This window comes from Dietzia sp. NCCP-2495, assembly GCF_026011735.1.
Lineage (GTDB): Bacteria > Actinomycetota > Actinomycetes > Mycobacteriales > Mycobacteriaceae > Dietzia.
In genome coordinates this window covers 1-4,382 of the sequence record NZ_BRVN01000049.1, presented here as the reverse complement: position 1 = coordinate 4,382, position 4,382 = coordinate 1, and the positions used below count along the sequence as shown (strand labels likewise).

Below are 4,382 nucleotides of genomic sequence, written 5' to 3'. Positions count from 1 at the left end.
CGCCGATCCGTATCCGGCCTACAGAGCCCTCCGCGAGACCGACCCTGTCCACCACCACGTCGGCGACGGCACCGCTGCCCGCCCAGACTTCTGGGCCCTGTCCCGCTATGCGGACGTCGACGCCGCGGTCACTGCACCGGGCCTTTTCTCCTCCGCCAGCGGTCTGACGTTCTACCCGGACGAGATCGCCATGCTCGGCCTGGCCCCGACCATCGTGATGATGGATCCGCCCGAGCACTCGACCAAGCGCCGCCTGCTGGCCGGAGCCTTCTCCCCGAAGCGGGTGGCGGCCACCGAGCCGGTCATCCGCGAGTTCGTCCGGGGCCGCCTCACCGACCTCGGCGCGCGCTACTCCGCCGGCGAGACCGTCGACCTGCATCGCGACTTCTCCTCGCAGGTGCCGACGTTCGTGCTCGCGCACCTTTTCGACCTTCCGGAAGCCGATCGTCCGCTCTTTGACCCGTGGGTCACCGCACTCACCTCACTCCAGGAGGAGGGCTTCCGCCCCGAGGGGCTCGAAGGCGATGCCGTCGCGGCCGTCGCGGCGATGTTCGAGTACTTCGGTGCGCTGATCACGGAGCGGCGTGCGGACCCCGGTGATGACCTCATCTCGGCGCTCACCCGGGCCGAGATCGATGGCCATACCCTCACCGACTGGGATGTCCTGGGGTTCTGCTTCGTGATCGTCGCCGGCGGGAACGACACCACAGGCAATCTCATCTCGCACACCGCCGCCCTGCTCGACCGGCACCCCGACCAACGCGCGATGCTCGCCGCGGACCCCGGCCTCATCCCCGGCGCGCTCACCGAATGTCTGCGCTACGAGTCCAGCGTGCAGGCCCTGGCTCGGACCACCACTCGCGACGTGACGATCGAGGGCACGACGATCCCGGCCGGGGAGAAGGTGATGATGCTGTACGGATCGGCCAATCGCGACGAGCGCCACTTCGGCCCCAGCGCCGATCGGCTCGACATCACGCGCGAGGACACCGGCCATCTCGGGTTCTCGCGCGGACCGCATTTCTGCATCGGCTCCCACTTCGCCCGGTTGCAGGCCCGGCTCGCGGTCGAGGAACTCTATGCGGCTCACCCACGCCTGGGCGTCGACCATCACAACGCCGTCCGCGCGCTATCGCCCTTCACGCGCGGCTACGCGTCCCTGCCCGCCACGAACCTGTCCGCCACCGCCTGACCCCGCGCGTCAGGTGCCGCAGTAGGTGACATGTGGAGCGGCGCCCGCCGGAGACGGCTCGGTGAACCGCTCGAGGCCGGGCCTCTCGGTAAAGGGATCGGCGACGACGACGAGGAGCTGCTCCACCGGCCCCAGATCCCCTGCCGTGGCCGCGTCCAGCGCTTCCTCCACCAGGTGGTTGCGCGGGATGTAGACGGGATTGGCGAGCGCCATCTCCGGAGCCGAGGGATCGAGAGCCCGCCAGCGCGCGAGCCAGGCGTCGACCGGGCCCTCCCCGGAGCCGGGATCGGCCTCCGTGCAGCTGCCCGCCGGTGCGGCGGCGAACAACTCACGCAGGCCGGCCTCGTCCCCGCGGGCAGAGGCGGTCAGGTGCCGGAAGAAGTTCGTGAAATCGACGCGCGTGGTGGCCAGCAGCACCAGCAGGTCCTCGATGAGCACGCGGATCGTCTCGTCGCCGGCTGTGCTCTCGCCGAGCCCCAGCTTGGCGCGCATCCCCGCGGCCCACGCCCGCTGGTATTCGCCGGGGAAGGTCGTCAGCACCTCGGTGAGCTGGCGGACCGCCTCATCCTGATCGGGATCGATGAGTGGGATGAGGGTCTCGGCGAACCGGGCGAGGTTCCACTGCACGATCCCCGGTTGGTTGCCGTACGCATAACGACCGCCGGTGTCGATCGAACTGAAGACCGTGGCCGGGTCGTAGGACTCCATGAACGCACACGGTCCGTAGTCGATCGTCTCCCCGGAGATCGTGGTGTTGTCCGTGTTCATGACACCGTGGATGAATCCCAGCAGCATCCAGCGGGCCACGAGATCGGCCTGGCGGCGAAGCACGGAGGCGAACAGCTCCAGGTACGGGTTGTCCGCGTCGGCGGCGTCGGGGTGGTGCCGGGCGATCGTGTGGTCGGCGAGTCGACGCAGGACCGAGTTGTCGTCGTTGTCGTCGTCGTGGTCGTCGTTCTTCTCCCTGTCCTGCGCGGCGAGGGCTCGCGCGAACTGAAACGTGCCCACCCGCTCGTGGCCGGCCGCGACCCGGGCGAGCACCGCGCCGGGCAACGGCTGCTCGCGGTAGACGGTGTTGCCGGTCGCAGTCACCGCCAGTGAGCGGGTGGTGGGCACGCCGAGGGCGTACATGGCCTCGCTGATCACGTACTCGCGCAGCATCGGGCCGACCGCCGCCAGCCCGTCCCCGCCGCGGGCGAACGGGGTGCGCCCGGAGCCTTTGAGGTGCAGGTCACGGCCGTCTTCGAGCTCACCCATCAGCAGCGCCCGCCCGTCGCCCAGACGCGGTGAGTATCCGCCGAACTGGTGCCCGGCGTAGGCCTGTGCTGCCGGCGTCGCACCCTCGGGGACGTGGTTGCCGACCAACATCCGCACGCCGTCGTCACCGCGCAGCCACTCGGTGGCCAGCCCGAGCTCGGCGGCCAACGACTCGTTGAGGAGCAGCAGCTGCGGCGCGGCCGCCTCCGCCGCCTTCCAGGGCACCACCAACTCGGCCAGGTCGGTGGCGTAGCGGGCGCCGAGACGCGGCGCTGCGGACTTCGTGGTGTTCATGCCCCGACGATACGGATCACGGCGCCCTTCCCCCGCGTCGTCTCCGAAGTGCAGCCCTCCGCCTGTCCGGGCACCGCAGCTCCAGTCGAGACCAGAGCACAGCGCCCAGCGCCCGGAGCCACCGCGATCAGAAATACTGGGACCCGCCGTCCACGCTGAGGTGCTCGGCGGTCATGAACTTGGACTCGTCGGAGGCCAGGAACGCCACGACGTTAGAGATCTCCTCCGGCTCGGCCCAGGTCTGCTCGAGGAACGTCGACCCCATGAGGTTGAGCGGCGGGTTGGACTCGCCCACCTTCTCGAGCGTGGACACCATGTCGCCGCCGCCCATCGGGGTGGCTACGCCGCCCGGGTGGACACTGTTGACGCGCACGTTCTTGGGGCCCAGCTCCGCGGCGAACGCGCGGGTCATGCCCACCACCGCGTGCTTGGAGGTGGTGTAGTGGACCATGAACGGCTGGACCTTCTTTCCCGCGTACGAGCTGATCAGCACGATCGAACCGCCACCGGCCGCGATCACGTGCTGAGCCGTGGCCATGACCGTGTTCCAGACGCCGGTCACGTTGATGTCCAGGGTCGTGCCGAACGTCTCGGGGGTGACGGTGTCCCAGATCTGCGGGATGCAGATGCCGGCGTTCGCCACGACCGTGTCCAGTCGGCCGAGCTCGGCCACGCCGGCGTCGACGGTCTTCTTCATGCCCTCGAGATCCCGGACATCCCCGACCGACAGCAGCGCGCGTCGCCCCTGCTCCTCGACCAGCCGACGCGTCTCGGCCAGATCCTCCTCGGTGGCGGGGTCGTACGGGATGGCGTCGATGATCGGCGCGGCGATGTCCACTCCGATGATGTCCGCGCCCTCGGAGGCCAGCCGGACCGCGTGCGTGCGCCCCTGCCCCCTCGCGACTCCGGTGATAAACGCGACCTTGCCCTTGAGCCTGCCTGCCATTGCGCACTCCTTCTGGTCGTGTGCCCTACGCCACAAACGTACGCATTTCCCACGCGCCTAGAGTGGGAGCGCAAACGAAGCAGGGAGACGGCCGATGACCACCAGGATGACGAGGACAACGACGACAACGCCGGTCACCCGTCAACTGGCCCGCGAGGCCGCGGCGGGCATCCTCGTCGTCGTCCCCTGATGCGGATCCTCGTCACCGGCGGCGCCAGGTCCGGCAAGTCCCGGCACGCGGCGGCGCTGTTCACAGACGACAACGCACCCGTCACCTTCGTCGCGCCCGGCCGCCCCGCCGACGAGCTCGACGACGCCGACTGGGCCGCGCGCGTCCGGCACCACCGCGCCCACCGCCCGGCCCACTGGCGCACGCTCGAGACCGGCGACGTCGCGGCGGCGCTGCGCGAGAACCCCGGCCCGGTGCTGGTGGACTGCCTGGGCACGTGGCTCACCGGCTGCGTCGACGAACTCGGACTGTGGGAGGCCCCCGTGGACGAGGCGCGCGTGGCGATCGATGACCGGGCCCGGGAGCTGGCGGCTGCGGTCGCCGCGCATCCCCGCGTCGTGTTGGTGACGAACGAGGTCGGCTCCGGTGTGGTGCCCACCCACCGCTCCGGCGGCGTGTTCCGCGACCTGCTCGGCGCGCTCAACCAGACAGTCGCCGCAGCCTGTGACGAGGTGCACCTCGTG

At 70.2% G+C, this 4,382-nt stretch carries 4 protein-coding genes; 2 read left to right on the top strand and 2 right to left on the bottom strand.

The window, feature by feature from the left end; translation table 11 throughout:
* A partial coding sequence (locus OPF83_RS17260) for a cytochrome P450 (protein ID WP_264888879.1) occupies window positions 1-1,192 on the top strand: 1,192 nt, incomplete at its 5' end.
* 9 nt (window positions 1,193-1,201) lie between these two features.
* Here the strand turns inward: OPF83_RS17260 and OPF83_RS17255 are convergent.
* Both OPF83_RS17255 and OPF83_RS17250 read right to left on the bottom strand, forming a co-directional pair.
* Window positions 1,202-2,743 carry a YdiU family protein gene (locus OPF83_RS17255; protein WP_264888878.1) on the bottom strand — a complete coding sequence of 514 codons (1,542 nt, stop codon included), beginning with the start codon at window positions 2,741-2,743 and terminating at the stop codon, window positions 1,202-1,204.
* 127 nt (window positions 2,744-2,870) lie between these two features.
* A complete protein-coding gene (locus OPF83_RS17250) occupies window positions 2,871-3,689 on the bottom strand; it encodes a mycofactocin-coupled SDR family oxidoreductase (protein ID WP_264888877.1) in 819 nt (272 codons plus the stop codon).
* Between the two features lie 189 nt (window positions 3,690-3,878).
* Between OPF83_RS17250 and OPF83_RS17245 the strand changes: the two genes are divergently transcribed.
* Window positions 3,879-4,382: bifunctional adenosylcobinamide kinase/adenosylcobinamide-phosphate guanylyltransferase (locus tag OPF83_RS17245; RefSeq protein ID WP_264888876.1), on the top strand; the 504-nt coding region annotated here is incomplete at its 3' end.

Excerpts from the sequence above, each read along its gene's own strand:
- OPF83_RS17255 (WP_264888878.1), bottom strand. The coding sequence starts at position 2,743 with ATGAACACCACGAAGTCCGCAGCGCCGCGTCTCGGCGCCCGCTACGCC.
- OPF83_RS17250 (WP_264888877.1), bottom strand. The coding sequence starts at position 3,689 with ATGGCAGGCAGGCTCAAGGGCAAGGTCGCGTTTATCACCGGAGTCGCG.